The organism is Delftia sp. DT-2 (genome assembly GCF_028401915.1).
In the GTDB taxonomy this organism is placed as follows: domain Bacteria; phylum Pseudomonadota; class Gammaproteobacteria; order Burkholderiales; family Burkholderiaceae_C; genus Comamonas; species Comamonas tsuruhatensis.
The window spans coordinates 24,496-48,688 of sequence record NZ_JAQOTI010000008.1 but is presented as its reverse complement, the minus strand read 5'-3'; the positions used below and the strand labels follow the sequence as shown (position 1 = coordinate 48,688).

25 protein-coding genes are annotated in these 24,193 nt (G+C 68.3%); 13 read left to right on the top strand and 12 right to left on the bottom strand.

Translation table 11 applies throughout. The annotated features are described in order from the left end of the window. Positions 1–43: 43 nt before the first annotated feature. A complete protein-coding gene (locus PO605_RS15470; protein ID WP_026062356.1) occupies positions 44–1,021 on the bottom strand; it encodes a Bug family tripartite tricarboxylate transporter substrate binding protein in 978 nt (325 codons plus the stop codon). A gap of 205 nt (positions 1,022–1,226) precedes the next feature. Next, positions 1,227–2,015 carry a FadR/GntR family transcriptional regulator gene (locus PO605_RS15465; RefSeq protein ID WP_034366548.1) on the bottom strand — a complete coding sequence of 263 codons (789 nt, stop codon included), beginning with the start codon at positions 2,013–2,015 and terminating at the stop codon, positions 1,227–1,229. Positions 2,016–2,102: 87 nt separating this feature from the next. Between PO605_RS15465 and PO605_RS15460 the strand changes: the two genes are divergently transcribed. From PO605_RS15460 to PO605_RS15415, 10 genes are all read left to right on the top strand, one after another. After that, the gene (locus PO605_RS15460; RefSeq protein ID WP_272206600.1) at positions 2,103–3,419 is read left to right on the top strand and encodes a glucarate dehydratase family protein; all 1,317 of its coding nucleotides are present in this window, start codon (positions 2,103–2,105) and stop codon (positions 3,417–3,419) included. A 47-nt stretch (positions 3,420–3,466) separates the two neighbouring features. Next, complete coding sequence (locus PO605_RS15455; RefSeq protein WP_123695018.1) at positions 3,467–4,465, top strand: Bug family tripartite tricarboxylate transporter substrate binding protein; 999 nt, start codon at positions 3,467–3,469, stop codon at positions 4,463–4,465. Between the two features lie 204 nt (positions 4,466–4,669). After that, on the top strand, positions 4,670–6,235 hold the full coding sequence (gene garD, locus PO605_RS15450) for a galactarate dehydratase (protein WP_272206599.1): 1,566 nt from the start codon (positions 4,670–4,672) through the stop codon (positions 6,233–6,235). Positions 6,236–6,305: 70 nt separating this feature from the next. After that, a complete protein-coding gene (locus PO605_RS15445; protein WP_272206598.1) occupies positions 6,306–7,262 on the top strand; it encodes a YihY/virulence factor BrkB family protein in 957 nt (318 codons plus the stop codon). A 135-nt stretch (positions 7,263–7,397) separates the two neighbouring features. After that, complete coding sequence (locus PO605_RS15440; RefSeq protein WP_016448675.1) at positions 7,398–8,336, top strand: LysR family transcriptional regulator; 939 nt, start codon at positions 7,398–7,400, stop codon at positions 8,334–8,336. A gap of 220 nt (positions 8,337–8,556) precedes the next feature. After that, positions 8,557–9,420 carry a branched-chain amino acid ABC transporter permease gene (locus PO605_RS15435; RefSeq protein ID WP_016448674.1) on the top strand — a complete coding sequence of 288 codons (864 nt, stop codon included), beginning with the start codon at positions 8,557–8,559 and terminating at the stop codon, positions 9,418–9,420. Continuing rightward, the gene (locus PO605_RS15430) at positions 9,421–10,395 is read left to right on the top strand and encodes a branched-chain amino acid ABC transporter permease (RefSeq protein ID WP_047474980.1); all 975 of its coding nucleotides are present in this window, start codon (positions 9,421–9,423) and stop codon (positions 10,393–10,395) included. Next, positions 10,382–11,146, top strand: a complete 765-nt coding sequence (locus PO605_RS15425; RefSeq protein WP_016452146.1) for an ABC transporter ATP-binding protein — start codon at positions 10,382–10,384, stop codon at positions 11,144–11,146. The genes PO605_RS15430 and PO605_RS15425 overlap by 14 nt, the downstream gene beginning before the upstream one ends. Then, positions 11,133–11,840 carry an ABC transporter ATP-binding protein gene (locus PO605_RS15420; RefSeq protein ID WP_046238968.1) on the top strand — a complete coding sequence of 236 codons (708 nt, stop codon included), beginning with the start codon at positions 11,133–11,135 and terminating at the stop codon, positions 11,838–11,840. The genes PO605_RS15425 and PO605_RS15420 overlap by 14 nt, the downstream gene beginning before the upstream one ends. Before the next feature lie 55 nt (positions 11,841–11,895). Next, positions 11,896–13,071, top strand: coding sequence for an ABC transporter substrate-binding protein (locus PO605_RS15415; RefSeq protein ID WP_012202203.1), 1,176 nt, complete (start codon positions 11,896–11,898; stop codon positions 13,069–13,071). A 40-nt stretch (positions 13,072–13,111) separates the two neighbouring features. Here the strand turns inward: PO605_RS15415 and PO605_RS15410 are convergent, their stop codons facing one another. The 6 genes from PO605_RS15410 to PO605_RS15385 all read right to left on the bottom strand — a co-directional run bounded on the left by PO605_RS15410 (position 13,112) and on the right by PO605_RS15385 (position 17,572). After that, on the bottom strand, positions 13,112–13,450 hold the full coding sequence (locus PO605_RS15410) for a BrnA antitoxin family protein (RefSeq protein ID WP_012202204.1): 339 nt from the start codon (positions 13,448–13,450) through the stop codon (positions 13,112–13,114). Between the two features lie 2 nt (positions 13,451–13,452). Further along, a complete protein-coding gene (locus PO605_RS15405) occupies positions 13,453–13,746 on the bottom strand; it encodes a hypothetical protein (RefSeq protein WP_043823439.1) in 294 nt (97 codons plus the stop codon). Between the two features lie 95 nt (positions 13,747–13,841). After that, a complete protein-coding gene (locus tag PO605_RS15400; RefSeq protein ID WP_272206597.1) occupies positions 13,842–14,615 on the bottom strand; it encodes an SDR family oxidoreductase in 774 nt (257 codons plus the stop codon). 135 nt (positions 14,616–14,750) lie between these two features. Next, positions 14,751–15,557 carry an IclR family transcriptional regulator gene (locus tag PO605_RS15395; RefSeq protein ID WP_016448668.1) on the bottom strand — a complete coding sequence of 269 codons (807 nt, stop codon included), beginning with the start codon at positions 15,555–15,557 and terminating at the stop codon, positions 14,751–14,753. Positions 15,558–15,601: 44 nt separating this feature from the next. Next, a complete protein-coding gene (locus PO605_RS15390) occupies positions 15,602–16,375 on the bottom strand; it encodes a ferredoxin--NADP reductase (protein ID WP_016448667.1) in 774 nt (257 codons plus the stop codon). A gap of 261 nt (positions 16,376–16,636) precedes the next feature. After that, a complete protein-coding gene (locus PO605_RS15385) occupies positions 16,637–17,572 on the bottom strand; it encodes a LysR family transcriptional regulator (RefSeq protein ID WP_272206596.1) in 936 nt (311 codons plus the stop codon). A gap of 93 nt (positions 17,573–17,665) precedes the next feature. Here PO605_RS15385 and PO605_RS15380 point away from each other — a divergent pair, with 93 nt between their 5' ends. After that, on the top strand, positions 17,666–18,457 hold the full coding sequence (locus PO605_RS15380) for an SDR family NAD(P)-dependent oxidoreductase (protein ID WP_272206595.1): 792 nt from the start codon (positions 17,666–17,668) through the stop codon (positions 18,455–18,457). A gap of 17 nt (positions 18,458–18,474) precedes the next feature. Here PO605_RS15380 and PO605_RS15375 read toward each other — a convergent pair whose 3' ends face one another. The 4 genes from PO605_RS15375 to PO605_RS15360 all read right to left on the bottom strand — a co-directional run bounded on the left by PO605_RS15375 (position 18,475) and on the right by PO605_RS15360 (position 21,777). Further along, positions 18,475–18,756 (bottom strand): DUF3325 domain-containing protein, encoded by a 282-nt coding sequence (locus PO605_RS15375; RefSeq protein WP_016452140.1) that lies wholly within the window; start codon positions 18,754–18,756, stop codon positions 18,475–18,477. Then, a complete protein-coding gene (locus PO605_RS15370; RefSeq protein ID WP_272206594.1) occupies positions 18,753–20,465 on the bottom strand; it encodes a PepSY-associated TM helix domain-containing protein in 1,713 nt (570 codons plus the stop codon). Before PO605_RS15370 ends, PO605_RS15375 begins: the two co-directional genes overlap by 4 nt. Then, positions 20,462–20,776: a DUF3649 domain-containing protein gene (locus PO605_RS15365; protein WP_017405291.1), complete on the bottom strand. Its 315-nt coding sequence runs from the start codon at positions 20,774–20,776 to the stop codon at positions 20,462–20,464. The genes PO605_RS15370 and PO605_RS15365 overlap by 4 nt, the downstream gene beginning before the upstream one ends. Positions 20,777–20,916: 140 nt before the next feature. After that, a complete protein-coding gene (locus PO605_RS15360; RefSeq protein WP_016448662.1) occupies positions 20,917–21,777 on the bottom strand; it encodes a LysR substrate-binding domain-containing protein in 861 nt (286 codons plus the stop codon). Positions 21,778–21,942: 165 nt separating this feature from the next. On the opposite strand from PO605_RS15360, the gene PO605_RS15355 reads away from it, so the two are divergent. Together PO605_RS15355 and PO605_RS15350 are read left to right on the top strand one after the other, a co-directional pair. Continuing rightward, positions 21,943–22,479, top strand: a complete 537-nt coding sequence (locus PO605_RS15355; protein ID WP_052195840.1) for a cysteine dioxygenase family protein — start codon at positions 21,943–21,945, stop codon at positions 22,477–22,479. A 131-nt stretch (positions 22,480–22,610) separates the two neighbouring features. Next, positions 22,611–24,191: a rhodanese-like domain-containing protein gene (locus tag PO605_RS15350; RefSeq protein ID WP_047473397.1), complete on the top strand. Its 1,581-nt coding sequence runs from the start codon at positions 22,611–22,613 to the stop codon at positions 24,189–24,191. The last annotated feature ends 2 nt before the right edge of the window (positions 24,192–24,193 follow it).

The following is a 24,193-nucleotide window of genomic DNA, read 5'->3' as shown; positions in this document are numbered from 1 at the left end:
GCTCTCGGGAACAAGGGTGGGGAAGAAAGAAAAAAGGGTGGAATCAGTCGAGCTTCAAACCGGCTGTCTGAACCACTTTTTGCCAGCGCTGGCGTTCGGTGGCCAGGAAGCGCGCGGTCTCGGCGGGGTTCATGGTCACGACCTCGGCGCCCTGGCCCGTGAGGCGGGCGCGCACCTCGGGCGAGCGGATGGCGGTGATCAGGGCCTCATGCAGGCGCTGGACCACGGCCTCGGGCGTCTTGGCGGGAACGACCACGCCTTGCCAGGTGCCGGTCTCGAAGCCGGGCACGCCCTGCTCGGCGATGGTGGGCACGTTGGCGGCCAGCGGCATACGCGTGCCCTTGGACAGGCCCAGCAGCTTGAGCTTGCCGCTTTGCACATGGGGGTAGGTGGCCAGCATGCCGTTCATCAGCACCTGGGTCTGGCCTGCCACCGTGTCCTGGATGGACTGCACGCCGCCCTTGTAGGGCACGTATTCCCAGCGGGCGCCCGTGGCGCGCGCCAGTTCCACGCCGGCCAGGTGCGGGGCGCTGCCCGTGGCGGTGACGGCAAAGCTCAGGTCTTCCTTCTTGGACAGGGCCACCAGCTCCTGCAGGTTGTTGGCCGGCACCGAGGGATGGACCACCAGCAGGTGGGGCGAGTAGGCCAGCATGGCCGTGCCGCGCAGGTCCCGGGACAGGTCGAAGGACAGCTTGGTGTAGAGCGAGGGCGAGATGGCCAGCGCACCCAGGTCGCACAGCATCAGCGTGTGGCCGTCGGGCTGGGCCTTGGCCACCATGTCGGCGCCCAGGTTGCCGTTGGCGCCAGGCTTGTTCTCGATGACCACGGGCTGCTTGAGTTCCGCCGACAGCAGCGGGCCGATGGCGCGCGCAATGATGTCCGAGCTGCCGCCCGGCGGGTAGGGCACCACCAGGCGCAGCGGCCGCGTGGGCCAGTTGCTCTGGGCCAGCGCGCCGGCGCCGGTGGCCACGAGGGCGGTGGCGCCAGCGGCGCGCAGGAATTGCTTTCGGCTCAGGGTCATGCTCTTGTCTCCGGGTTTTATGTTGTCAGTTGTCGTACAACTGGAGCGAATTTTCAACCGAGACATGCATGCCGTGATAAAGGGTTTTCCCTTGGTTGTCTGAATTCCTGTGCCGGCGCCATCCGTCCCGCAGGGCGCAGGGCGGTCCAGGATGCCCAGAAGGCGTCAGAAGGCGTCAGAAGGCGTCAGAAGGCGTCAGAAGGCGTCAGGCGGCGCTGGTCTTTTGCGCCAGGCGCAGGCGTTCGCGGCTGTTGGTCAGGTGGATGCGCATGGCCGCGCGGGCCGAGTCGGCGTCCTGGCGCTCGATGGCGGCGAGGATTTCCTCATGCTCGCGGTTGACGCGGCGCAGGTAGTCGGGGTCGCGCTGGGGCTGGTGGATGGAGGCGATGCGCGTGCGCGGAATCAGCTGGGCGCCGAAGTGGCGCAGGATGTCGCCGAAGTAGCGGTTGCCCGTGGCCTCGGCGATCTGGGTGTGGAAGGCCAGGTCATGGGCCACCGTGTCCTCGCCGCGCGCAAAGGCGATCTCGAAGGCCTGCAGCGCCGTGCGTATGCCCTGCAGCTGCTCGGGGCTGCGGCGCAGAGCGGCCAGGCCGGCGCTTTCGGTCTCCAGGCTGATGCGCAGCTCCAGCACGGCCATCACGTCCACGGCGGCCGTCAGCTCGTCGGCATTGAGCATCAGCGTGGACGCGGGCTGGGCGGCGCGCACGAAGGTGCCTATGCCGTGGCGTGTCTCCACCAGGCCCGAGGCCTGCAGGCGCGACAGCGCCTCGCGCACTACGGTGCGGCTGACTTCGTAGGTCTGCACCAGCGACGATTCCGTGGGCAGCTTCTCGCCTTCGGCCAGCAGGCCGTTGCGGATCTTGCTCGCGAACTCGTCGAACAGTAGGGCGGCCAGATTGCGGCCGCTGCGACCGGACTTTCCTCGCAGGGGAAGCTCGATCGTTGGGGGTGATGCGGGAAATCCCTTTGCCGAACTTTCCATGGTGCTGATCATAATCGCTTCAAGTTGTACGACAACGTATCACAAGACGTCAACGCTTTCGCAGATTTTTCCGATTTTCCGACCCCGTCCGCAGTCCAGATGAGCACCTCCCAAGCGACCCACGCGATCCGCCACGTCCGCATCACGCCCATTGCCTTCCGCGATCCGCCGCTGCTCAATGCGGCCGGCATCCACGAGCCCTGGGCGCTGCGCTCCATCATCGAGATCGAGACGGCCTCGGGCCTGGTCGGCATCAACGAAAGCTACGGCGACCAGCCCATGCTCGATGCGCTGGCCAAGGCCGCGCCCGCGCTGGTGGGGCTGTCGCCCTGGGCGCTCAACGAGATGGAGGCCCGCGTCGCGGCCCTGGTGGCGCCGCCTGCGCTGACGGCGTCGGAGTTCCTGGGCCAGCAGGTGTCGCTGGCGCCGGGCACGCATGTGTCCAAGACCGTGGCCAAGGTGGTCAGCGCCTTCGAGGTCGCCATGCTGGACCTGCAGGGCCAGATGGCCGGGGCGCCCATCGTGGACCTGCTGGGCGGCGCGGCGCGCGACAGCGTGCCGTTCTCGGCCTACCTGTTCTACAAGTACGCCGAGCACATCGACAGGCCCTATGGACCAGATTCTTCGCCCGACGCCTGGGGCGAAGCCCTGGCGCCGCAGCAGCTGGTGGAGCAGGCGCGGCGCATGATTGCGCAGTACGGCTTCCAGAGCATCAAGCTCAAGGCCGGCGCGCTGCCGCCCGAGCAGGAGGCGGCCGGCATCCTGGCGCTGGCCGAGGCCTTTCCAGGCACGCCGCTGCGCATCGATCCCAATGGCAACTGGACGGTGGAGACCAGCCTGAAGATCGTGCAGCAGCTGCAGGGCGTGCTCGAGTACTACGAGGACCCGGCGCCCGGCCTGGACGGCATGGCGGCCGTGGCACGCGAGTGCGATGTGCCGCTGGCCACCAACATGGTGGTGACGGACTTTGCCGAGTTCCGCCGCAATGCCGAGATGGGCTGCCCCGTGAAGATCGTGCTCAGCGACCACCACTACTGGGGCGGGCTGCGCGCCACGCAGCGCCTGTCCACGCTGTGCCGCACCTTCGACCTGGGCCTGTCCATGCACAGCAATTCCCACCTGGGCATCAGCCTGGTGGCCATGACGCACCTGTGCGCCAGCGTGCCCCTGCTGACCTATGCCTGCGACACGCACTACCCCTGGCAGGACGAGGAAGTGGTCGAGGGCGGCCGGCTGCAGTTCGAGCAGGGCAGCCTGCGCGTGCCCACGGCGCCCGGCCTGGGTGTGCGGCTGGACCGCGAGGCCCTGGCCCGCCTGCACGACAACTACCTGCACTGCGGCATCCGCAACCGCGACGACCTGGGGCAGATGCGCAAGTACGACCCCGCGTTCACCGGCCACCAGCCGCGCTTCTGAACCCGCTTTCACACGATTCCAACGACGCATACCCGGAGACAAGCACCATGCAACGCCGCACACTCATCCAACATTCCCTCGCCAGCGCCCTGCTGCTGGGCACGGCCCTGGCCGCCATGCCCGCCGCCGCGCAGGGCAACTGGCCCACGGGCAAGCCCATCACCTACCTGGTGCCGTTCCCGCCTGGCGGCAATACCGATACGCTGGCGCGCGTGATCGCCCAGCCGCTGAGCAAGGCCCTGGGCACGCCCGTGGTGATCGAGAACAAGGGCGGCGCGGGCGGCAGCGTGGGCTCGGCCATTGCGGCGCGCGCACCGGCCGATGGCTACACCATCCTGGGCGGCACCATCAGCTCGCACGCCATCAATGTGAGCCTGTACGCCAAGCTGGACTACGACCCGGTCAAGTCCTTCACGCCGGTGGCCATGCTGGGCTCGGGCCCGCTGGTGCTGGTGGTGCCGGCCTCCAGCCCCTACAAGACGCTGGCCGACGTGCTGGCCGCCAGCAAGGCCAAGGCGGCGGCGGGCGGCCTGACCTCGGCCTCGCCGGGCAGCGGCACCTCCAACCACATGGCGCTGGAGCTGCTGGGCTACCAGACGGGCGTGAAGTTCACCCACGTGCCCTACAAGGGCAGCGGCCCGGCCGTGCAGGACGTGATCGGCGGCCAGGTGGACATGATGTTCGACACCGCCCTGGTCGTCGGCCCCCATGTGCAGGCCGGCAAGCTGCGTCCCATCGCCGTGACCAGCTCGCGGCGCCTGGAATCCCTGCCCGATGTGCCCACCATTGCCGAGGCTGGCGAGAAGGGCTTCGACATGGGATCGTGGCAGGCCGTGTTCGCGCCCGCTGGCACGCCCAAGCCCATCGTGGACCGGCTGCATGCGGAGATCATGAAGATCGTCGCCACGCCCGAGGTGCAGGCGCGCCTGAAGAACTTCGGCATGCTGCCCTCGCAGATGACGCCGGCCGAGCTGGGCGAGTACCAGAAGGCCGAGGTGGCCAAGTGGGGGAAGGTGATCAAGGCTGCTGGAATAAAAGCAGAGTAAATAAAGCACCCCCTGAGCGGCTTGCGCCGCTTCCCCCTCTCTACTTGCTTCGCAAGGGAGGGGGACGACACCCTCGCTGCGGGGCGGCGCGGCCGGCGTAGGCCCTTCCTCGGTGTCCCTCGCCTTGGGCCGCGCCAGTCGCGCAGGCTGTGCCAACTGCTTTACTGCTGTAGTGCCAGCCTTTTAGAAAATTGAGACATTGCCATGAGTACCCCACTTCCTCTTTCCATCCGCATGCATCCGGCCGACAACGTGGCCATCGTGGCCAATGACGGGGGTTTGCCTGCGGGCACGGTGATGCCCGGGGGGCTGGTGCTGGTCGACAAGGTGCCGCAGGCGCACAAGGTGGCGCTGGTGGACATTGCCGAGGGCGGCGAGGTGCGCCGCTACAACGTGGTGATCGGCTATGCGCTGCAGGCCATTGCCGCGGGCAGCTGGGTGCATGAGCGGCTGCTGCGCATGCCGGGGGCGCTGTCTCTTGAGGGGTTGCCGATCGCCACGGTGCAGCCGCCCGAGCTGCCGCCGCTGACGGGCTACACCTTCGAGGGCTACCGCAATGCCGATGGCACGGTGGGCACGCGCAACATCCTGGCCATCACCACCACGGTGCAGTGCGTGGCCGGGGTGCTGGATTTCGCGGTGTGCCGCATCAAGGCCGAGCTGCTGCCGCGCTATCCGAATGTGGACGATGTGGTGGGCCTGGAGCACAGCTATGGCTGCGGCGTGGCCATCGATGCCGTGGGCGCCGAGATTCCGCAGCGCACGCTGCGCAACATCAGCCACAACCCTAATTTTGGCGGCGAGGTGATGGTGGTGAGTCTGGGCTGCGAGAAGCTGCAGCCCGAGCGGCTGCTGCCGCCGGGGTCCTTCCCCATCGTCGATGAGCGAGAACCCGCGCTGGACGTGGTCTGCCTGCAGGACGAGGCGCATGTGGGCTTCATGTCCATGGTGGACTCCATCATGGGCAGCGCCAGGGTGCATCTGGAGCGGCTGAACGCGCGCCGGCGCGAGACCGTGCCGGCCAGCGCCCTGGTGGTGGGCGTGCAGTGCGGCGGCAGCGATGCGTTCAGCGGCGTCACGGCCAATCCGGCCGTGGGCTTTTGCACCGATTTGCTGGTGCGCGCAGGCGCCACCGTGATGTTCAGCGAGGTGACCGAGGTGCGCGACGGCATCGACCAGCTCACCTCGCGCGCCTCCAGCCCCGAGGTGGCCGAAGCCATGATCGAGGAGATGGCCTGGTACGACGCCTACCTGGACAAGGGCCGCGTGGACCGCAGCGCCAACACCACGCCGGGCAACAAGAAGGGCGGCCTGTCCAACATCGTCGAGAAGGCCATGGGCTCCATCATCAAGAGCGGCACGGCGCCCATCACCGGCGTGCTGTCGCCGGGCCAGCGTCTGGCCGACCGGGGCATCCAAAGCGGCCTGGTCTACGCGGCCACGCCGGCCAGCGACTTCATCTGCGGCACGCTGCAGCTGGCCGCCGGCATGAACCTGCATGTGTTCACCACGGGCCGGGGCACGCCCTACGGCCTGGCCCAGGTGCCCGTGATCAAGGTGGCCACGCGCAGCGACCTGGCGCGGCGCTGGCATGACCTGATGGACGTGAACGCGGGCCGCATCGCCGAAGGCCAGGCCAGCATCGAGGACGTGGGCTGGGAGATGTTCCGCCTGATGCTGGACGTGGCCAGCGGCCGCAGGAAGACCTGGGCCGAGCAGTGGAAGCTGCACAACGCCCTGGTGCTGTTCAATCCAGCGCCCGTGACCTGAGCCGCGCGCACAGGCCCCTGTCGGCACAGGCTGACAGGGCGCCGGTGCGCCGCTGCGCACAATGGGGGCCATGCCCCCAGATACCCCGGAAACTCCCCCCGCCTCGTCCTGGTCCGCACGCCTGGACCGGCTGCTGGAACTGAACCCGCTGCGCGCCATGTGGAACGCCGTGCAGCTGTGGCTGGACGCCGATGGCCTGCGCATGAGCGCCGCCATGTCCTTCTACGGCATCCTGAGCCTGGCCCCGCTGCTGCTGCTGTTGGTCGGCGTGCTGGGCTGGTGGGTGGACCGCAGCTATGTGGAGCACCAGCTCATCGACCAGGTGCAGGACGTGATCGGCGAGCGCGGCGCCCAGGTGGTGCGCGGCGCGCTGGAAAGCGCCCAGCGGCCCGACGAGGGGCGGCTGGCTTCGCTGTTCGGCTTCATCCTGCTGATGTCGGGCGCCACCGGTGTCTTCGTGGAGCTGCAGTCCGCGCTGGAAAGGCTCTGGACCTCGAACGGCGAGCCGCCGCCGCCCAAGGCCGTGTGGTGGCGCATGGCCGCGCTGCGGCTGCGCGGCCTGACCTATGTGCTGGCGCTGGGCTTCTTGCTGCTGGTGTCCATGGCCCTGTCCACGGCCATCCAGCTGATCACCAACTGGGCCGGCACCAAGCTGCAGATGCAGCCGCTGGGGCCGCTGGTCAGCCTGATCAACGAGTGCGTGTCCTTCGGCATCACCGTGCTGCTCTTCGTGGGGCTGATGCGCATAGGCGGCGGCCCCAAGCCCCGGCTGCGCTATCTGATCTTCGGGGCCATCATCGGCGCCCTGCTGTTCACGCTGGGCAAGCAGGCCCTGGCCTGGTACCTGGCCACGGCGGCCGTGGTCTCGGCCTATGGCGCAGCGGGCTCGCTGGTGGTGCTGTTGATGTGGATCTACTTCTCGTCGGCCATCCTGCTGCTGTCGGCGGCCACGGCCAAGGCCTTCAGCGATGCCGGAGTGCGCTTCACCCATCCCATCCGGTTTGCGCCCCAGGACGGCAAGGGCTGAACCTCGGCGCCTGTTCCGTATCCCATCCAGGCGATGAACCTCTGCGCCGCGGCCCGAAAGGCTGCGGCGCAGGCGTTTGGGAGTGGAACAATGCATCAAAGTCCCCTGGCACCAAGGCCGGGGGCCAAGGACAAGATGGACCGATTGCAGACCATGCGGGTATTCCAGACCGTGGCCGACGAGGCCGGGTTTTCGGCGGCGGCGCGGCGCCTGGACATGTCCGTGCCCACGGTCACGCGCCTGGTGGCCGACCTGGAGCAGCACCTGGGCACGCGGCTGCTGCAGCGCACCACGCGAAGCGTCTCGCTGACCGAGGCTGGCGAGGCCTACCTGGAGCGCGTGCGCGGCATCCTGGCCGATGTGGAGGACGCCTTCAGCCTGGCCCAGGCGCACACGCTGGAGCTGTCTGGCGCCGTGCGCGTGCTCACGCCGCCCGTGTTCGCCGAGCATGTGCTGGCGCCGCTGGTGGCGGACTTCCACCGCCTGCATCCGCGCATTTGCATCGAGGTCTTCGTGGAGTCGGCCAGCGAGGCGGCCGTGGGCGAATACGACATCACCTTCGTCAATGCCGAGGAGGGCTACGACGGCAACGTGGTGGCCCGGCCCATCGTCACCACCTGCGGCCTGGCCTGCGCCGCGCCCGAGTACCTGGACGCCCATGGCGTGCCTGTCGTGCCCGAGGACCTGGCCGGCCACCAGTGCCTGCTGCGCCGGCGCATCCAGGGCCGCTCCGACATGCTGCGCATGCGCCGGCTCGACGGCAACGCGGGCGAGGTCGAGGTGGCCGTGCGCCCCGTGCTGGTGGCCAACCACACGGGCACGCTGCTGCGCGCCACGCTGGACGGCGCGGGCATCAGCACCCAGCCGCTGGACCTGATCGCGCGCCACCTGCGCTCGGGCCGGCTGCGCCATGTGCTGCCCGAATGGACCACGGGCCGATTCACGCTCTACGCCACCCTGCCCACGCGCAAGTTCATGCCGGCGCGCGTGCGCAGCTTCCTGGACTTCGTGGCCGAGCACACGCAGCGCTCCATGCAGGGCCTGCCCGAGAACCTGCCGGCGCTGTCCATCTAGCGTTCCCCGCTCCTGCCGGCCTGCGCCTGTCATCTAGGTTACTACCGCAGCGGTTTGCGCCTCGGGGTTTCCCAGGTGAATTCCGCTGTGCGGAATCTTCGGGTTGATGGTGCACGGCACCGCCTCCTAAGCTGGTTCACAGCAAACAAGGAGGCAAGGCAATGCGAGAACAGACCCTGGTCCGGTGGCGGCCACCGGCGGCGGCAGGCGGGAGGCGGTGATGGACGTCTTCCTGCAGCAAGTGCTCAACGGACTGACCCTGGGCGGCATCTATGGCCTCGTGGCCCTGGGCCTGACCCTGGTCTACGGCATCCTGCACGTGCCCAACTTCGCGCACGGGGGCTTCTACATGATCGGCGCCTTCGTGGCCTTCCAGGCCATGGTGGCCTGGAGCTGGGGCTACTGGGCGGCCATGCTGGTGGCGGCGGTGGCGGTGGCGGTGCTGGGCATCGTCAGCGAGCGGCTGATCTTCCATCCGCTGCGCAAGGCCTCGCCCCTGCATCCCAAGATCGCCTCCATCGGGCTGCTGCTGTTCCTGGAGGCCGGAGCCCAGGCGCTGTGGGGCGCGGACTTCCAGCGCATGCCCACGCCCTACACCTCCATCGTGGAGATGGGCGGAATCACGGCGCCTGCGCAGCGCCTGCTGATCATAGTCGCGGCCTTTGCGCTGATGGTGGCGCTGCACCTGTTCCTGACGCGCACCACCACGGGCTCGACCATCATCGCCATGGCCCAGAACCGCGAGGGCGCATCGATGGTGGGCATTGACGCCAACCGCGTATCCATGCTGACCTTTGCCATCTCAGGCGTGCTCGCGGCCGTGGCGGCCACGCTGTATGCGCCCATCAACCTGGTCTATCCGGCCATGGGTCACCTGGTCATCACCAAGGCCTTCGTGATCATCATCCTGGGCGGCATGGGCAGCATCCCGGGCGCCGTGCTGGGCGGGCTGATCATCGGCTTCGCCGAGAGCTTCGGTGCCTACTACATCTCCACCGACTACAAGGACATCATCGCCTTCGTGCTGCTGGTGGTGATCCTGTCGCTGCGCCCTCAGGGCCTGTTCGCCAAGAGGAGTCATTGAATGAACGGATTCATCGACTCCCGCATCGCCTGGGGCCTGCTGCTGGCCGCCGGCATCGCCTTTCCCTGGCTGGCGGGCAACGACTACCACCTCACGGTGATGAGCACGGCCTACATCTTCGCCATCGCCACGCTGGGCCTGAACCTGATCACGGGCTACACGGGCCAGCTCAATCTGGCGCATGCGGGCTTCATGGCCGCGGGCGCCTATACCGTGGGCATCCTTACGGTGGACCATGGCTGGCCGTTCTGGGGCGGGCTGGTGATGTCGGGCGTGGTGTGCGCGGTGCTGGGCTACCTGATCGGCATCGTCTCGCTGCGGCTCAAGGGCCACTACTTCTCCATCTTCACGCTGTGCGTGGGCTACATCATGTTCCTCGTCATCGAGAAGTGGGAGGGCCTGACCCACGGCACGGTGGGCATCATGGGCATCCCCGCGCCCGAGGCCCTGGGCGCGCTGAGCTTCGAGTCGCCGCTGGCGCTGTACTACCTGGTGCTGGCCTTCCTCGTGGCCTCGGTCTGGGTGATGCGGCGCATCGTCCGGTCGCTGCTGGGCCGCACCTTCGTGGCCATCCGCAACAGCGACGAGCTGGCCGAGGCCCTGGGCATCAACCTCATGCGCAACAAGGTGCTGGCCTTCATGCTGAGCGTGGTCTACGCGGGCGTGGCGGGCGGCCTGTATGCGGGCTTCGTGCGCTTCATCGGGCCGGACATGGCGGGCGTGCACCACACCTTCGACATGATGATCTTCGCCATGGTCGGCGGCATGGGCACGGTGCTGGGCCCGCTGCTGGGCGCCATCGGCATGCCCTGGATCACGCAGTACCTGCAGTTCCTGCAGGAGTACCGCTTCATCGTCTTCGGCCCCATTCTCGTGATGCTGGTGATCTTCATGCCCTACGGCGTGGTGGGCAGCGTCACCGCCTGGCGCGCGCGCCGCAATGCCAAGGAGGGCAAGCCGCATGCTCAAGATTGACCACCTGACCAAGCGGTTCGGCGGACTGGCCGCCGTGAGCGATGTCAGCACCGTGATCGAGGAAGGCCGCATCAACGCCATCATCGGCCCTAACGGCGCCGGCAAGACCACGTTCTTCAACCTGATCAGCTGCGTGCACAAGCCCACCTCGGGCACCATCACCTTCAATGGCCAGGACGTGACCTCGCTGCGCACCGACCAGGTGGCGAAACTGGGCGTGGCGCGCACATTCCAGACCACGGCGCTGTTCGACCGCGCCACGGTGCTGGACAACCTCATCGTGGGCCACCGGCTGCGCACGCGCTCAGGCCTGTGGGACGTGCTGCGCGGCTCCAGCCGCCTGCGCGAGGAAGAGCGCGTGTGCCGCGAAAAGGCGCGCGACGCGCTGGACTTCGTGGGCCTGTCGCATGTGGCCGGCCGCATTGCGGGCGACATCACGCAGGAGGAGCGCAAGCGCGTGGCCTTCGCGCTGGCCCTGGCCACCGACCCCAAGCTGATGCTGCTCGACGAGCCCGCCGGCGGCGTCAACCCCGAGGAGACCGAGGGCCTGGCCGAGCTGATCCGCAAGCTGGTGCGCCACGGCATCACGGTGGCGCTGATCGAGCACAAGATGGGCATGATCATGAGCCTGGCCGACAAGATCCTGGTGCTCAGCTACGGCGAGAAGATCGCCGAGGGCACGCCCGAGGAGATACGCCGCAACCCCGCCGTCATCGATGCCTACCTGGGGAGCGAGCATGCTGAAGTTTGAGAACGTGTCGCTGCGCTACGGCAGCTTCCTGGCGCTGGACGGCGTGAGCCTGCATGCCGACCGGGGCGAGCTGGTGGTGCTGCTGGGCGCCAACGGCGCAGGCAAGAGTTCGCTGTTCCTCACGGCCAGCGGCATCCACAAGGCCGCGGGCGGCTCCATCGTCTGGAACGGGCAGGAGCTGGCCGGGCGCAAGCCTTCGGCCATCGTGCAGTCCGGCGTGGTGCAGTGCCCCGAAGGGCGCAAGCTGTTTCCCCAGATGTCGGTGCTGCGCAACCTGCAGCTGGGCGCCTACGTGCACCGCCGCGACCCCGGTCCCAGCCAGAAGACGCTGCAGGAGGTGATGGAGCTGTTTCCCATCCTGCGCGAGAAGCAGCATGACCCGGCCGGCTCGCTGTCGGGCGGCCAGCAGCAGATGGTGGCCATCGGCCGCGCCATGATGGGCCGGCCCCAGGCCCTGCTGCTGGACGAGCCCTCGCTGGGCCTGGCGCCCCTGGTCATCAAGCAGATGTTCGAGGCCATACAGCGCATCAACGCGGCCGGCACCACCGTGCTGCTGGCCGAGCAGAACGCCTATGCGGCGCTGAAGATCGCGCACCGCGCCTATGTGATGGAAAGCGGCCGCATCGTGCGCGAGGGCAAGCCGGCCGAGCTGCTGGCTGACGACTCCATCCGAAAAGCCTACATCGGTGCATGACGCCGCCTCTTGCCTCTACCCAAGCCACCACCACCAACGATCCAAGGAGACAGACATGACAGCATTCGCACCATTGACCCGCCGCAGGGTGGGCACGCTGGCCCTGGCCTGCGCCGCCGTGGCCGCCGCCGGCCCCGCGCTGGCGCAGGAAGTCGTCAAGATCGGCTACTCCGGCCCGCTGTCGGGCGGCGCTGCCCAGTACGGCAAGAACGTGCTCGACGGCATGCAGATGGCCGTCTCCGAGATCAATGCCGCAGCGCCCGAGATCGGTGGCAAGAAGGTCAAGATCGAGATCGTTCCGCTGGACGACAAGTACAACCCGTCCGAGACCGCGATCAACGCCCAGCGCCTGGTGCAGCAGCACAAGACGGCGGCCATCCTGGTGCCGCATTCGGGCGGCATCTTCGCGCTGCAGACCACCAACGAGCGCAGCAACTTCATCGTGCTGGCCTACAGCTCGGTGCCGCAGATCACCAACCGGGGCAACAAGCTGACCCTGCGCATCCCGCCCGAGTTCACCTCGTACATCGACCCGTTCTCCAAGTACGTGATGGGCCGCTTCGGCAAGAAGGTGGCCCTGGTGGGCGCCGACCACGACTACGCCAAGGCCTGGGTCGCTGCCTTCAAGCCCGGCTGGGAAAAGCTGGGCGGCACCGTGGTGGCCGAGAACGCCATGAGCTACAACCGCGCCACCGATTTCTACAGCGGCGTGAGCAAGGCACTGGCCGAAAAGCCCGATGTGCTCTTCGTGGGCGGAGCCTCCGAGCCCACGGCCCTGGTCGTCAAGCAGGCGCGCGAGCTGGGTTTCAAGGGCGGCTTCGTGGTCATGGACCAGGCCAAGCTCGACGAAATGGCCCGCGTGGTCGGCGGCTATGCGCCGCTGGAAGGCGCCATCGGCGTCATGCCCGTCTCCGAGGACACCAAGCCCGAGAACAAGGCCTTCGTCGAACGCTTCGGCAAGGTCTACCCGGGCCGCATCCCGGGCTCGGAGGCGCAGTGGAACTACACGGCCGTGCACGCCACCGTCAAGGCCATGCAGCTGGCCGGCTCTGCCTCGGACACCAAGGCCATCCACGCCAAGCTCGACGAGGCCTACAAATCCCTGCGCCCCGACGTGAACCCCGGTGGCGTCAAGGGCGTGGATGAGCGTGGCGGCACGTTGACCACGGAGCGCGGCGCCGCTGTGCGCGACGGCAAGATCGAGGCGGTGATGACGGTGGGGAGCAGGTAAAGCTATTGAGCGCGGCCGTGCCTTCGTGTCCGGCCGCGCCTCAGAGGCTGCGCTTGAGGCGCCCGGATTCGATGTCCGCACGCAGCAGTTCGTTGACGCGTGTTTGCCAGCCCTGGCCGGTGGCCTTGAGCGCTTGCAGTACGTCGGGGTCGAAGCGAATGTTGGTGGCGATCTTGGCATCTGCCTTGACCGAGCCTTGCGGGCGGCCCCGTTTGCGCGCGGCAATCTGCTCGGGCGTGTGCACGGCGGCAAACTGGCCTGTCTTGGCCTCTTGCAGCGCCTGACGCAGGCCGGGAACCGCCTCGCCCGCGTCGGCCTCGATGGCCTGGGCCAGCTTTTCCGTGTCCATGGCCTGCAGGGCCTTCAGGGACTTCACCATGGTCAACTCCTTCGGATGTCCTTGGGTAGGATGTTTGTTTGCTCGGCCTTGGCATACATGGTTGCCAACAGCACGATTTCTTCGGCGCTGAAGTTGAAATAAATCACTCTGACGCCTGCTCGTTTGCCCCGGCCTTTCACTGTCCAGCGGATCTTGCGGGCACCGTCTGTGCCGGGTATCACGTCACCTGAGCCAGGGTTGGCAGAGATCCAGGAAATGAAGTCCAGGCGTTCTGTCTCCGTCCACAGGCTGGCGGCCTGCTTCTGGAATGTCGGAGTTTCGATGACGGTGAACATGAATTTATCGTATCCACAGAGAATCATCCGACAAGGGCTTTTATTGAAACAAAAAGGAGCGCCTCGGCGCTCCTCTGTGGTCAGCGTGATGCGCCTTACAACAAGCTCGCTCCACCATCCAGCACCAACGCCTGCCCCGTCATGTGCCGCGATGCATCGGACGCCAGGTAGACCACGGCGCCCTTGAGGTCCTCCTCGCCGCCGATGCGTCGCAGCGGGGCGCGGGCGATGAGCTGGTCGCCGAGCTTGTCGATGAGGCCGTTGGCCAGCTTGCTGGGGAAAAAGCCCGGGCAGATGGAGTTGACGCGGATGCCGTAGTGGCCCCATTCCGAGGCCAGGGTGCGCGCCAGGTGCACGGCGGCCGCCTTGGAGGTGTTGTAGGCCACGGTGTTCATGCCAGGCGGCGTGCCCTTGAAGGCGGCGACCGAGGCCGTGATGATCACGTTGCCCCGGCCCTTGGGGATCATCACGCGCCTGGCCACTTCGCGGGTGAGGAAGAAGGGCGCGGAGACGTTGAGGTTCATGACCTTGTTCCAGGCCTCGTCCGGGTATTCCTCGGCCTTGGCGCCCCAGGTGGCGCCCGCGTTGTTGACGAGGATGTCGATGTCGCCGCAGCGCGCCAGCACGTCCTCGACCAGGGCGGGGATGGTGTCGAACTTCTGCAGGTCGTTGGCGAAGGTCTCGACCTGGTAGCCCAGGCCCTGCAGGTGGGCCTTGGCCTCGGCCAGCTCGTCGGACTTGCGCGCCGTGATGGCGAGCCGGGCGCCCATCTCGCCCAGCGCCTCGGCCATCTGCAGGCCCAGGCCGCGCGAGCCTCCGGTGATCAGGGCGGTCTTGCCCGTGAGGTCGAACAATGCTTTCACGCTCATGCTGTATGTCTCCTGGCTTGGGTTTCTGGTGGTTGAGCAACACCTGCATGCTAGGGCGCCGGCACCGTGCACGCTGTCGTCTTGGCTACTTTGCCGTGCTGAGCGGTACCGCGCGGGCACCTGCGGGACAGGCGTTCAGGCCCTGTCGATGTCCTGCTGCAGCCGCCGCACCATGCGCTGCAGCGCGGGCACGCCGTCCTGGCGCAGTGCGTCGGCCGTGACGAAGCGCGAGGGCCCGCCCAGGCTGACGGCCATCAGCGGCAGGCCGCGCCCCGGCGAGAAGGCCAGGGCGATGGCGTTGACCTCGGGCTGCCAGTCGCCGAACGAGCGCGACAGCCAGGGCTGGGGCTGGTTGCCTGCCTCCGGCCATAGCGGCAGCTGGGCCTGTGCGGCGGCCCATTGCTCGGGCGCGTGAGACTGCAGATAGTCCAGCGCGCGCTGGCGCTCGGACGCGGGGCTGGCGGCCAGCCAGGCACGGCCCACGGCCGTGGTGGCCAGGGGAATGCGCGAGCCCATGTCCAGGTCGCGGTGCATGAAGCGCGCGCTGGGGCAGTGCTCGATGTAGACCATGTTGTGCCGGTCGCGCGTGGCCAGGGCCACCTCGGCATCGGTGGCGGCCGCCAGCTTGCGCATCAGCGGGCGCGCGATCTGGCGCACGTCCAGGCGCGAGAGCATGGCGCTGCCCAGCGCCAGTGTGGCCGTGCCCAGGCGGTATTTGCCCTCTTCGGGCACATGGATGAGGTAACCCAGCGTGGTCAGCGTGTGCGTCAGGCGCGAGACCGTGGACTTGGGCAGTCCGCAGCGCCTGGCGATGTCCTGGTTGCCCAGCAGCTTCTCGCCGGAGCGAAAGCACGACAGCACGTCCAGCCCGCGCGCCAGTGCGACGATGAAGTTGCGGTCTTCGTCGCCTGGCGGGGCTGAAGGGAGGGAGGAGGGCGGCATGCGCCGATTATCGGCAGCCGCCCCGCCACGGGGTGTCGTGGGCTTTACTTCTCGACGAAGGCGCGCTCGACCACGAAGTCGCCGGGCGTGGTGGTGTTGCCTTCCTTGAAGCCGCGGTGCTCCAGCAGCTCCTTGAGTTCGTTCAGCATGGCGGGGCTGCCGCACAGCATGACGCGGTCGGTCTCGGGGTTGAGCTCGGGCAGGCCGATGTTCTGCGGGAAGGTTCCGGCCGTGATCTGGTTGGAGATGCGGCCCTGGTTGCGGAAGGGCTCGCGCGTCACCGTGGGGTAGTAGATGAGCTTGTCCTTGACGATCTCGCCGAGGAACTCGTGCTCGGGCAGTTCCTTCTCGAACAGCTCCTGGTAGGCCAGCTCGTTGGCATGGCGCACGCCGTGCACCACGACCACCTTCTCGTAGCGCTCGTAGGTCTCGGGGTCGCGCGCCACGGCCAGCCAGGGGGCCAGGCCCGTGCCGGTGCCGATCAGGTACAGGTTCTTGCCGGGCAGCAGGTAGTCGATCAGCAGCGTGCCCGTGGGCTTCTTGCCGACGATGATGGTGTCGCCCACCTTGATGTTCTGCAGGCGCGAGGTCAGCGGGCCGTCGGGCACCTTGATGGACAGGAACTCCAGGTGCTCCTCGTAATTGGGGCTGGCAATGGAGTAGGCGCGCAGCAGGTTCTTGCCGTCGACCTTCAGGCCGATCATCGTGAAATGGCCGTTGGAAAAGCGCAGCGCAGTGTCACGGGTGGTGGTGAAGGAGAAAAGGCGGTCGGTCCAATGGTGGACGGACAGCACGCGTTCTTCAAGAAAAGCACTCATGTTGGCAATACGGTGAATTCGGGGCGGACAGTGCCCGCCGGGACGTTGCAATGAGAGGTCAGTGCCATGCAGGCACGCGGTGGCGGGAAGCGCAGGGGGCAGGCGCGGTGTGCGCGTTGCCGCTGCTTCGTGGCGGCCGGTGACCGGGGCAAGGTCGCTATTGTCCGGTAAATGGCGTCAAAAGGGGCAGGCGCGAACCTTTGTCTTGATACGGATTAGTGATAAGCAAAATGACGCTGGCCGAGTCCAGCGGGCCATCGCCTATTGCTTTTCGGGCAGGCCAGCGTCGAGTGTCCAGGGCTGTATGGCCTGTGCCAGCCAGTCCATGAGCACGCGCACGCGGCGTGGCAATTGGCGGCGGTGGGCATAGATCAGGTGCAAGGGCATGGGCGGGGGCGGATGGCGGGGCAACACCTCGATCAGCTCCCCGGCATCCAGCAGCGGCTGCACGGCCAGGCGCGGGACCTGGATCAGGCCCAGGCCGGCCTGGCAGGCCGAGAGATAGGCCTCGGCGTTGTTCACGGTGAGCGCGCCCGCCATGGGCAGGCTGAGTGCCTGGCCGTCCTCTTCGTACTCGAAGCCCAGCGGCCGCGCGCCCAGCGTGCGCTGGTAGTGCACCAGCCGGTGACCGCCCAGATCCTGCAGCGTGGCGGGCAGCCCGTGGGCCTGGACATAGCCGGGGCTGGCGCAGGTGGCCAGCGCCACCAGGCCCAGCGGGCGTGCCACCAGGCCGGGCTCGTCCACGGGGCCCAGGCGCAGCACGCAATCAAAGCCTTCGCGCACCAGGTCCACGCGACGCTCGGTGCAGCTCAGCTCCAGCTCCAGCGCCGGATGGCTTTGCAGCAGTTGCGGCAGCAAGGGCATGACGACGTGGCGCGCCAGGCCGGTGGTCATGTCCAGCCGCACCTTGCCCTGCAGCGGCGCGTCGCCGGCCTGCTGGAACTGGCCCTGGAACTCGTCCACGTCGGCCAGCAGGTCCTGGCAGCGCTCGTAGCAGGCCTGGCCGTCCTGGGTGAGCTGCACGCGCCGCGTGGTCCGGTGCAGCAGCCGCGTGCCCAGCCGCGCCTCCAGCTGCTGCACGGCCTGGGAGACGCTGGCCTTGGGCAAACCCATGCTGTCGGCCGCACGCGTGAAGCTGGCCATCTCGGCCACGCGGCTGAAGATCTGCATCTGCTCCAGAAGCTTGATTGTTTGCATGGTGCGAACAAATAAATCAGAAACAGCCAATTTATCCAAAAATAGACCTTCAATACAGTCGCTGTCATTGCAAACCACCTAACGAGGTCCGCCATGACAGCTTCTCCTTCGACCGCTTCTTCCCCTGCCGCCCGCCGCATCGTCCTCGTCACGGGCGGCAGCCGCGGCCTGGGCCGCAATACGGCCGAGCACCTGGCGCGCCAGGGCCTGGACGTGGTGCTGACCTACCGCGAGCGTGCCGACCAGGCCCAGGCCGCCGTGGCCGCCATCGAGGCGCTGGGCGGGCGGGCCGCCGCCCTGCAGCTGGACGTGGCGCGCAGCGCGGGCTTTGCGGACTTTGCGGCCCGCGTGCGCCGGGCCCTGGCCGAGACCTGGCAGGCCGACCGCCTCGATGCGCTGGTGCACAACGCCGGCATCGGCATCAACGCGCCATTCGCCACCACCACCGAGGCGCAGTTCGACGAGCTGGTCGCCATCCACTTGAAGGCGCCGTTCTTCCTGAGCCAGCACCTGCTACCCCTGCTGCGCGACGGCGGCAGCATCATCCATCTGTCCAGCGGCCTCACGCGCTTCACCCAGCCGGGCTATGCGGCCTATGCATCCATGAAGGGCGGGGTGGAGGTGCTGACGCGCTACCTGGCGCGCGAGCTGGGGGCGCGCGGCATTCGCGTCAACACGGTGGCGCCGGGCGCGATTGCCACGGATTTTGGCGGCGGCCGTGTGCGCGACGATGCGCAGATGGGCGCCGCCCTGGCCAGCCAGACGGCGCTGGGCCGCGTGGGCCAGCCCGACGACATCGGCCCCGTGATGGCCGCCCTGCTGCAGCACGGCATGGGCTGGGTGCAGGGTCAGCGCATCGAGGCCTCGGGGGGAATGTTTCTCTGAAGGCGCCGGGAGGGGCGTCAGCGCAGCCGCTCGCGCGCCACCATGGACAGCAGCACGATGGCGGCGGCTGCGCTGATGTGGCCGAACCAGGCCACCAGCCCCAGCGACCAGGGCTCCACCTGCAGCGCCGCCCACAGCGACAGCGCCAGCAGCACCCAGCCGGCCGCGCGCAGGCGCCGTGTGCGGGCGGGTGGCAGTTCCTTGCCGAACAGGTCGCTCTGGTGGCGGTCCATGGCCAGGGCCAGGCAGGCGAAGGCGCCCAGGGCCAGCAGCTGACAGAACAGATGGGCCATGCTCATGCGCTGGTCTCCGCTGCGGCGGCCGCTGCTGTGGCGGCCACTGCCGTGGTGGCTGCTGCAGTGGCGGCTGCCGTAGGCGCGGGCCGGGCGGCGCGCACCGGTTTGGCCTTGGGCTGGTGGCGCTGGGTGCGCAGGGCCAGATGGGCATGCAATGCGGCCAGGGCCAGCAGCATGAGGTCCATGCCGGCAAACACCCAGTCGCCCGCGCGCAGGCTGGCCAAGAGGCCGCGATCCGTGGTCAGCGCGTTGACCACGGGCAGCAGGGCCAGGGCGGCGGCGCCGGCCCACAGCAACTCGATCCAGGCCCGCTTGGCGGGCCGGCCCATCGCCCAGAACAGGGTGGCACCCCAGGCGATGAACATGGCGTGCACCTCCCACTCGGCGCGCTGCGCCATCTCCACCGGCAGCAGGCGATTGGCCCAGAGCATGCCGGCCATGCCGATGGACAGGCCGGCGATGGTGGCGATGTTCAGCCGTTCCACGAGCCGGAAGCCGAAATGCGGCCTTTCCGGGTCGGGCAGCTTGCTGCGCCGCTTCACGTTCCACAGCACCAGTCCTGTTCCCACCATGGCCGTGCCCGCAAGGCTGACGATGAAGTACAGCCAGCGCGTGGGCAGGTCGCCGAAGCGGCCCATGTGCAGCGCATAGAGCACGCCGCGCGTCTCGGCGGCGGCGCCCACGCTGTCCTGGGCCTGCAGCAGCTGGCCGCTGACGCCGTCGAACGTCATGAACTGCGGGCTGATGGAGACGCGGCCGTTGTCGCCGCGCACCACGACCACGCTGGCCTTGGCATCGCCGGGCAGGTTGACGTTCAGGCGCTCCACCTGGCCCGCGCCCCAGCGCTGCTCGGCCTGGCGCACCATGTCGGCCAGCGGTGCCAGGGGCGCGGCCTGCCCCGAGGGCTTGCCAGCCGGAACGAAGGCGCTGAGCTGCTGGCCTGCCACCACGCGCTGCTCGGGCGTCATGGTCGTGGCCAGATTGGCCCAGGGCATGTACATCAGGGCCAGCGTCACCAGGCCGGTGTACGTGATCATCAGGTGAAAGGGCAGGCCCAGCACGGACAGCGCGTTGTGCGCGTCCAGCCAGGAGCGCTGGCCCTTGCCCCAGCGGAAGGTGAAGAAGTCGGCAAAGATCTTCTTGTGCGTGATCACCCCGCTGACGATGGCCACCAGCATGAACATGGCGCACAGCCCCGCCAGATAGCGGCCCCAGAGCACGGGCATGTAGTGGAACTGGAAGTGGAAGCGGTAGAAGAACTCGCCGCCGCGCGTCTCGCGCACCGGGCCTTCGAGGCGCGTGCCGGTGGCCGGGTCGAAGCGGCCGTTCTCGAAGCGGCGCTTGTCCTGGCCTTCGGGAGGGCTCCAGAACACCGTGGCCACCGTGCTGCGTTCATCGGGCAGGTTGATCAGCCACCGAGGGCTTTGCGGTGCCAGGCGCGCCACGGCGTCACCCACACGCTGGGCCACGAGCGCGGGCTCGCTCGCCTGGCTCTGGTGCGGCTGCTCGGGCTGCATCCACTGCGTGATCTCGTTCCTGAAATAGCTCACCGTGCCCGTGAGGAACATGGCGTAGAGGAACCAGCCCAGGAGCAGGCCGACCCAGGTGTGCAGGTCGGACATGGTCTGGCGGATGCCGGGCGCCTTGGCGGCTTTCCCGGGCTTGGCAGACTTGCCGGCCGTGTTCGTGGTGTCCGTGGTGTTCGTGTTCATGCGCCCAGCCCCTTGCCCCAGGTCCACCACGCGGCAGGCGCCAGCACCAGGGCGGCGACCAGCAGGCCGGCCCAGGCGCGCGTGGCGCTGCGCACGGCAAACACCCAGATCACCGCGCCCGCGTAGACGGCAAAGCTCAGCAAGGTGCCCGAGATCGCCGCCTGCGTGCGGTCTGCGGGCAGGGCGACAACGGCCACGCTGGCCAGGGCGGCCACGGCATAGCCGCCGAACAGCGCAGCGAGGATGCGGGAGATCAGCGGCCCGTAGTCACGGAACCAGTCATGGGTGCGGGCAAGAGTGGGAGATGGCATGGCGCAGTGCCTGGAAAGGCTCGAAAAACACCGGCAGAGGAGGCGGCGGTGGCGCGGATGTTATTTGAGAATAAGTCCCATTACAAGCAACGCTGGCAAGCTGCACGCCTGCCGTCCCTCCGCCTCCCCAACGCTGTCCCTCAGCCGGCCGGCAGCCGCATGCGTGCCTGCAGGTTCTCGAAGATCTGGCGCGTGACGGGGCTGATCACATGGCTGCGGATGTACAGGCGGTAGACCAGGTCCGGCAGCGGCGGCATACCGTCGCCCGCACCCAGCACGCGCAGACCCGGGTCCAGTTGCTCCACGCCGCGCGCCGTCACGCCCAGGCCCGCGCGCAGGGCCGCGCGTATGCCCACCAGGCTGGTGCAGGTGTGGCGCGGCGTCCAGGCGATGCCTGCCGCATCCAGCGCATCGCAGCCCAGGCGGCGGAAGATGCTGGGCCCGTCGGCCATGACCAGGGGCACGGGCTTGCCCGGGTCATGGGCATAGCCCGCGCCGCACAGCCACACCGTGGGTGTGGAGCGCAGGGCAAAGCCCTCGAAGCCTTCATCCTCCCGGTTGGAGATGGCCAGGTCCAGCTCGCCCTGCTTGAGCGACTCCATCAGGAAAGGGCTGCGCCCCACATGGATGTCGATCTGCATGCCCGGAAAGTTCAGCGCGATCTCCTGCAGCACGGGCGGCAGCATGTTGTCGGCCGCGTCGTGGGGTGCGCCAATGCGCACCAGGCCCTGCACCTGGCGGTGCTGCAGGTTGCGCAGCGCCTCGTCGTGGATGGCCAGCATGTGGCGCGCATAGCCCAGCAGGCGCTGGCCGTGGTCGGTGAGGCGTTTTTGCCGGCCCTGCTTCTCGAACAGCGCGTGGCCGATCTTCTCCTCCAGCCGCTGCATCTGCTGGGTGATGGCCGATTGCGTGCGCCCCATCTGCACGGCGGCGGCGGCAAAGCTGTCGTGGCTGGCAATGGCGGCCAGGGTGCGCAGCAGGTCCAGGTCAAGCGTCTCCATACTTCAATTTTATTGAAGTATTTGTTGAGGGTGCGTGGATTGTTGCGGGCCGGACGCCTCACTACAGTGGGCTTCAACGACGACAAGGAGTCCCCTTTGAACACCACCACCACCACCACCATCACCGAACAGCGCAGCGCCGCCGTGACAGCGGCCATCGACCACATGAAGCAGGCCATTGGCGAAGGCGCTGCCACGCGCGCCAGCCTGGACGCCGTGCTCCAGCAGCTGCTGGGCCTGGCAGCGCGCCGAGACTTCTGGCAGCAGGCCGACTACGCCGCGCCCGAAGAGGGCGAGCACCAGGCGCGCTACCTGATCGCCGAGGACGCGGACCAGAGCTATGCGCTGTACCTCAACGTCATGCGCCCGGGCAAACGCATCGTGCCGCACAACCACACGACCTGGGCCTGCATTGCCGCCGTGGAAGGCACGGAACATAACCGCGTCTACGAGCGCACCGACGACGGCTCCGTCCCCGGCAAGGGCACGCTGCGTGAGACGGATCTCGTGGTGGTGGCGCCAGGCCAGGGCATCGCCCTCATGCCCGAGGACATCCACTCCGTGGAGATCCAGGGCGAGCAGGTCATCCGCCACCTGCACATGTACGGCCGCGCGCTGGAGACGCTCAACGAGCGCACCAGCTACGACCTGGCCACCGGCACCTGCCAGACCATGGCCATCGGCGTGCAGACGCGCCGCTGAGCCCAGGCCTTCCGGCCGCTGCCTCCCGCTTCCTGCCTTTTCCCTGTCCATGCCGCAGCGCGCCCCACGGGGCGCGCGTGGCAGGGCTTTGCCCGAAATTCCTTGCCGATCTTTTTCCCGGACCGCATGCAATGACCGCATCCATTGACGCCCACACCCTCAAATCCTGGCTGCACGACGGCCAGGAGATCGCGCTGCTCGACGTGCGCGAGCACGGCCAGTACGGCGAGTCGCACCTGTTCTACGCCACGCCCCTGCCCTACAGCCGGCTGGAGCTGGATGTGCCCCGCCTGGTGCCGCGCAGGCAGGTACGCGTCGTCACCTACGACGGTGGCGAGGGCGATGCCAGCGCGGGCGTGGCCGGGCGCGCCGCGCGCCGCCTCGAAGCCCTGAGCTACACCCAGGTGTCTGTGCTGGAAGGCGGCACCCAGGCCTGGAGCGCGGCAGGCTACACGCTGTTCGCCGGCGTGAACCTGCCCTCCAAGACCTTTGGCGAACTGGCCGAGCACGCCTACGGCACGCCGCGCATCACGGCCCAGCAGCTGGCGGCGCGCCAGGCGGCGGGCCTGCCCCTGGTGGTGCTGGACGGCCGGCCCGTCTCCGAGTTCCACAAGATGAACATCCCCGGCGCCATCTGCTGCCCCAATGGCGAGCTGGCGCTGCGCGTGAGCCGCCTGGTGCCCGATGCGGCCACGCCCATCGTGGTCAATTGCGCGGGCCGCACGCGCTCCATCATCGGCGCGCAGACCTTGATCAACCTGGGCATTCCCAACCCCGTCTACGCGCTGGAAAACGGCACCCAGGGCTGGTACCTGGCCGACCTGCCGCTGGAGCATGGCGGCACGCAGCGCTATGGCGACGACTCGGCCAGCAGCGCGCTGCAAGCACAGGCCCGCGCCCTGGCCGAACGCTTCGACGTGCCCGAGGTCGATGCCGACACCGTGCGCGCCTGGAGCCAGGATGCTGCGCGCACGCTGTTCCTGTGCGATGTGCGCACGCCCGAGGAATTCAAGGCCGGTTCGCTGCCCGGCGCCCAGCACACGCCCGGTGGCCAGCTCATGCAGGCCGGCGACCAGTACGTGGGCGTGCGCGGTGCGCGCCTGGTGCTGTTCGACAGCGATGGCGTGCGCGCCCCCGTGGTGGCCAGCTGGCTGCGCCAGCTCGGCCATGACGCCTGCGTGCTGCGGGGCGGCCTGCACAGCGGCCTGGACCTGGCACCGGCCCAGCTGCCCCAGGCCCCCGCACTGGCAGGCATCGCGGTGCAGGCCCTGCACGAACGCATGCGCCAGGGCGAGGTGGCCGTGGTCGATCTGCGCGCGGGCATGAAGTACCGCGCAGGCCACATCGCCGGGGCCCGCTGGTCCATCCGCCCGTGCCTTGCCAGCGATCTGGCCGGCGAGACGCGCCAGATCGTGCTGGTGGCCGACGAGCCCGGCATGGCGCAATGGGCCGCGCTGGAACTGCAGGGCGCCGCGCCGCTGCTGCTCGAAGGCGGCCTGGCCGCATGGCAGCAGGCCGGCCTGCCCGTCGAGGCCACGCCCGACAGCCCCACCGACGCCGAATGCATCGACTACCTGTTCTTCGTGCACGACCGCCACGACGGCAACAAGGAAGCGGCACGCCGCTACCTGGCCTGGGAGACGGGCCTGGTGCCGCAGCTGGACGCGCAGGAACTGGCCGCCTTCCGCCTGCCGGAGCCGGCAATGTCCTGATC

Bases quoted from the DNA above. Each gene is read 5' to 3' on its own strand.
- PO605_RS15470 (WP_026062356.1), bottom strand. From the start codon at position 1,021: ATGACCCTGAGCCGAAAGCAATTCCTGCGCGCCGCTGGCGCCACCGCC.
- PO605_RS15465 (WP_034366548.1), bottom strand. From the start codon at position 2,015: ATGATCAGCACCATGGAAAGTTCGGCAAAGGGATTTCCCGCATCACCC.
- PO605_RS15460 (WP_272206600.1), top strand. From the start codon at position 2,103: ATGAGCACCTCCCAAGCGACCCACGCGATCCGCCACGTCCGCATCACG.
- PO605_RS15455 (WP_123695018.1), top strand. From the start codon at position 3,467: ATGCAACGCCGCACACTCATCCAACATTCCCTCGCCAGCGCCCTGCTG.
- garD (WP_272206599.1), top strand. From the start codon at position 4,670: ATGAGTACCCCACTTCCTCTTTCCATCCGCATGCATCCGGCCGACAAC.
- PO605_RS15445 (WP_272206598.1), top strand. From the start codon at position 6,306: ATGCCCCCAGATACCCCGGAAACTCCCCCCGCCTCGTCCTGGTCCGCA.
- PO605_RS15440 (WP_016448675.1), top strand. From the start codon at position 7,398: ATGGACCGATTGCAGACCATGCGGGTATTCCAGACCGTGGCCGACGAG.
- PO605_RS15435 (WP_016448674.1), top strand. From the start codon at position 8,557: ATGGACGTCTTCCTGCAGCAAGTGCTCAACGGACTGACCCTGGGCGGC.
- PO605_RS15430 (WP_047474980.1), top strand. From the start codon at position 9,421: ATGAACGGATTCATCGACTCCCGCATCGCCTGGGGCCTGCTGCTGGCC.
- PO605_RS15425 (WP_016452146.1), top strand. From the start codon at position 10,382: ATGCTCAAGATTGACCACCTGACCAAGCGGTTCGGCGGACTGGCCGCC.
- PO605_RS15420 (WP_046238968.1), top strand. From the start codon at position 11,133: ATGCTGAAGTTTGAGAACGTGTCGCTGCGCTACGGCAGCTTCCTGGCG.
- PO605_RS15415 (WP_012202203.1), top strand. From the start codon at position 11,896: ATGACAGCATTCGCACCATTGACCCGCCGCAGGGTGGGCACGCTGGCC.
- PO605_RS15410 (WP_012202204.1), bottom strand. From the start codon at position 13,450: ATGGTGAAGTCCCTGAAGGCCCTGCAGGCCATGGACACGGAAAAGCTG.
- PO605_RS15405 (WP_043823439.1), bottom strand. From the start codon at position 13,746: ATGTTCACCGTCATCGAAACTCCGACATTCCAGAAGCAGGCCGCCAGC.
- PO605_RS15400 (WP_272206597.1), bottom strand. From the start codon at position 14,615: ATGAGCGTGAAAGCATTGTTCGACCTCACGGGCAAGACCGCCCTGATC.
- PO605_RS15395 (WP_016448668.1), bottom strand. From the start codon at position 15,557: ATGCCGCCCTCCTCCCTCCCTTCAGCCCCGCCAGGCGACGAAGACCGC.
- PO605_RS15390 (WP_016448667.1), bottom strand. From the start codon at position 16,375: ATGAGTGCTTTTCTTGAAGAACGCGTGCTGTCCGTCCACCATTGGACC.
- PO605_RS15385 (WP_272206596.1), bottom strand. From the start codon at position 17,572: ATGCAAACAATCAAGCTTCTGGAGCAGATGCAGATCTTCAGCCGCGTG.
- PO605_RS15380 (WP_272206595.1), top strand. From the start codon at position 17,666: ATGACAGCTTCTCCTTCGACCGCTTCTTCCCCTGCCGCCCGCCGCATC.
- PO605_RS15375 (WP_016452140.1), bottom strand. From the start codon at position 18,756: ATGAGCATGGCCCATCTGTTCTGTCAGCTGCTGGCCCTGGGCGCCTTC.
- PO605_RS15370 (WP_272206594.1), bottom strand. From the start codon at position 20,465: ATGAACACGAACACCACGGACACCACGAACACGGCCGGCAAGTCTGCC.
- PO605_RS15365 (WP_017405291.1), bottom strand. From the start codon at position 20,776: ATGCCATCTCCCACTCTTGCCCGCACCCATGACTGGTTCCGTGACTAC.
- PO605_RS15360 (WP_016448662.1), bottom strand. From the start codon at position 21,777: ATGGAGACGCTTGACCTGGACCTGCTGCGCACCCTGGCCGCCATTGCC.
- PO605_RS15355 (WP_052195840.1), top strand. From the start codon at position 21,943: ATGAAGCAGGCCATTGGCGAAGGCGCTGCCACGCGCGCCAGCCTGGAC.
- PO605_RS15350 (WP_047473397.1), top strand. From the start codon at position 22,611: ATGACCGCATCCATTGACGCCCACACCCTCAAATCCTGGCTGCACGAC.